The 2,634-nt window shown below is 69.7% G+C and carries 2 protein-coding genes and 2 pseudogenes; 1 reads left to right on the top strand and 3 read right to left on the bottom strand.

Translation table 11 applies throughout. The features are described from left to right. Window positions 1-108 (top strand): annotated as a pseudogene (locus E6U81_RS39440) (IS5/IS1182 family transposase); the annotation flags it as partial. Between the two features lie 91 nt (window positions 109-199). On the opposite strand, the gene E6U81_RS39435 reads toward E6U81_RS39440, so the two are convergent. The 3 genes and pseudogenes from E6U81_RS39435 to E6U81_RS39425 form a co-directional block, all read right to left on the bottom strand. Continuing rightward, window positions 200-1,573 (bottom strand): DUF4157 domain-containing protein, encoded by a 1,374-nt coding sequence (locus tag E6U81_RS39435; RefSeq protein ID WP_136234794.1) that lies wholly within the window; start codon window positions 1,571-1,573, stop codon window positions 200-202. Window positions 1,574-1,874: 301 nt separating this feature from the next. Further along, window positions 1,875-2,471 (bottom strand): hypothetical protein, encoded by a 597-nt coding sequence (locus E6U81_RS39430; protein ID WP_136234793.1) that lies wholly within the window; start codon window positions 2,469-2,471, stop codon window positions 1,875-1,877. A 60-nt stretch (window positions 2,472-2,531) separates the two neighbouring features. Then, window positions 2,532-2,634, bottom strand: a pseudogene (locus E6U81_RS39425) (IS5/IS1182 family transposase); the annotation flags it as partial.

The following is a 2,634-nucleotide window of genomic DNA, read 5'->3' as shown; positions in this document are numbered from 1 at the left end:
AACCGGCTCAAACACCACCGGGCCGTCGCCACCCGCTACGACAAACGCGCCTACGTTTTCCACGGCACCATCACCACAGCAGCCATCAGACTCTGGCTCCGCGCATGATCCGCCGGACAGAACCTAGTCCCCCGGGACCCGTGGATGCCCGGGGGCGGACCGAGCCGGCCCGCCCCCGGGCATCCACGGCGAGCTGTGACTAAGCTGCCATTTCCTGCTGGGCGGCCGCGCCGGGCAGTTCCTGCCCCGACCTGTTCTTGACGAGTTCGACGTTCTCGACGAACAGTTGGAAGAGCAGCTGACTCGCGCCGAGCTCACGGCCGTTCTTGCCGTTGGCGCCCTGTGCGATGCCCAGGCTGTACGGTTCGTTGTCCTCGGCCTTCACACCGATGTACCCGCCCAGCGTGCCCTCGTTCGCGTTCGCGTTCTGGTAGCCGCCGCCGTTCGCCGTGCGGATCAGGTCGTTCTTGTAGCCCGGTCCGAGTGCCATGTGCGCCTGGTTGAAGAGGAGTTCGTGGGCGCCGGGCTTCAGCGTGAACTTCAGCTGGACCGCGTAGGAATCGCCCTGGAAGTCGTAGTACGCATCGGCCTGACCCTGGTCGCCGAGGTGGGACCCGATCGTCATGCCGGAGTACCCCTTCTGCCTGAACTCCTTCGCTGTGCCCTCGCCGCCCGCTATGTACGCCACCATTTCGTTCCGTGCGGCTTCGTCGCCCCAGTAGGTGAGGGCGCTGTGGGCCTCGTCGAAACTCATGGAGCGGTACAGCTCCATCCGCCCGGAGGCCTCCGGCATGTGCGCCAGATCGGCCAGGAGCCGAGGACCGACGGTCGCGATGATCTCATCGATCCTGCGCGGAGGCTTGCTGGCCTTGAAGCCCTTCGCGTTCTTCTTCGAAGCGGCGATCTGTGTGGACTTGGCCTTGGCCGCGGAGCTGCTGGATCCGCCCACTCCTGCCTGTTCCTCCCAGTACTCGACCGTCAACCGGTCCTGCGGGCTCGCGACACGCTGCACCGCGTGGTGGGAACCGGAGGCGGCCGAGGGTGCCGCTTGGCGCTGGACGTCCGCGACGGCCCGGTGGCCGGGTGCCATGACCCGGCTGGCGTTCGCCTCCGCCTCCCGCTCGAAACGGTCCGACGGGTCGGAGACCTTCAGCCCCGACCCGTTGTCGGTACCCGAGACCGGCCCTTGGCGCTGCTGGATGACGTGGGTGAGTTCGTGGGCGAGGGTGTGCTTGTCGCCGCCGCCGGCACCGATGACGACATGGCTGCCCGAGGTGAAGGCGCGGGCCCCCACCTCGGCGGCGGAGGCCTTGGCGGCACTGTTGTCATGGATGCGGACGTCGGAGAAGTCCGCACCGAGGCGGGCCTCCATGTCGCTGCGGGTGGCGGCGTCCATGGGCCGTCCGGGGGCGCGCAGGACGTCGTGAACGGCGGACCGCTGCACCGCCGGCTGTTCGGACTGCCCGTGTCCGCATCCGTCCGTGTGCCGGTGCTGCTCCTGGTCCCGCCCGTGACCGGCCCGCCGGAGCATCTGCACGACCGCGGCGTTGCCCGCGCTCGCCTGGAGCCCCATCAGCCCCACGGGCGCCGCGGCCTCCTGCTGCGGGGCCGCCGTACGACGGGCGGTCTGCAGCAGTTGTTCGTCGGTCTTCTGCGTCGGGCGGGGGTGCCTGGGACTCACGCGATCGCCTTTTCGTAACGTCGGGGAAGCCGCTTCGCACGGCTGCCGGGCCACACCCCCAAGGGGCGGTCAACCGTCGTGACCAGGGGTTCTGAAGCATTATCAGCCAGCCTGCCGACGCTCAGGCCGTGATCGGCGCCCGACGTCGACTCTCTGCCCGGACGTACATCGAGCCGTGCAACCGCAGTGCCCGTCAAGGCAGACCGACCAGGCCCCAACCCCGTCGGGCGGCCTCCATGGTCATATCGCCCCATTCGCGCAGCAGCGCGGTGAAGTCCTCGAAGGTGTCCGGGCGGCCGGCCCAGCCCGCACACTCCGCCTCGAACGCCTCACGCAGCTCGCCGAGCCGCGACTCCACGCGCGCCCAGGCCCGTACCTTGCCGGGCAGCGCCCCGGGCGGGCACACGACGAGGACCGACGGGTGCCAGCGATCGACGGCCGGCGGGAAGAACCCTCCGCCGCCGCTCGGCGCGGGGTCGTCGGCGGGATCCTCGTCCCAGACGAGACCGGCGAGAAGGGCGTCCATCGGCTCGCGCACGGACGCGTCGACGAGAAGCCGCATGTCGTCCCATGCGTCTCCTGCGCGGGCATGCGGGCCGAAGGCGCCGGTGGTGCTGCGGAAGTCGTACTCGGCGCACCACCCGGCCCCGTGCGCCGGGGGCCGGGCCCTGCCGATATCGGCCGTCTCGCCCTTGCGGTACTCCTCGTCCAGCGCCCGGATCCGGTCCTCGACCGGGACGGTGCCCAGGTGCTCCCAGTCCGCGATGAACAGCGTGAGACACAGACCCATGGCAGCAGCATGGGCAGACCCCGCGGTGACGGAAGGAGCCTAGGAGTTGTCGTCAAAGTGTCACGCCCACATCAGGAGCGACGCGAGGGTGACGGCTGCTTGGTAGGACTGGGCGGTCTTGTCGTACCTGGTCGCGATGCCGCGCCACTGCTTGAGCCGGTTG

The organism is Streptomyces sp. A0592 (genome assembly GCF_004795115.1).
Classification (GTDB): Bacteria; Actinomycetota; Actinomycetes; order Streptomycetales; family Streptomycetaceae; genus Streptomyces; species Streptomyces erythrochromogenes.
The sequence above is the reverse complement of the archived record's forward strand: the minus strand, read 5'-3'. Positions and strand labels throughout refer to the sequence as shown.